This window comes from Faecalibacterium sp. DFI.5.82 (assembly GCF_029076575.1).
GTDB classification, from domain to species: Bacteria; Bacillota; Clostridia; order Oscillospirales; family Ruminococcaceae; genus Faecalibacterium; species Faecalibacterium duncaniae.
In genome coordinates, this window is the sequence record NZ_JARFIS010000241.1 from 1 (window position 1) to 333 (window position 333).

1 protein-coding gene is annotated in these 333 nt (G+C 57.7%); it reads right to left on the reverse strand.

The window, feature by feature from the left end:
- Positions 1–15: 15 nt before the first annotated feature.
- On the reverse strand, positions 16–333 hold a 318-nt coding region (gene rpsH / locus P0G09_RS16425; RefSeq protein ID WP_275253197.1), incomplete at its 5' end, for a 30S ribosomal protein S8.

Genomic DNA, 333 nt, shown 5'->3' on the forward strand with positions numbered 1-333 from the left:
TCTTTTACCCCTTTCTTACCACACAAAGGCCAGGACCTCGCCGCCAACGTGCGCAGCACGAGCAGCCTTATCGGTCATGATGCCCTGAGAGGTGGAAATGATTGCGGTGCCCAGGCCCTTCATGACCTTCGGCATATCCTCGCAGTTGGTGTAGATGCGCAGGCCGGGCTTGGACACGCGGCGCAGGCCAGAGATAACGGGCTCGCCTTTAGCCTGGTACTTCAGGGTGACAACGATGGTGCCCTGAACGGTGTCGTTCTTCACCTGCATGCCCTTGATGTAGCCCTCGTCAACCAGAATCTGGCAGATAGCCTTCTTCATGTTGGAAGCGGG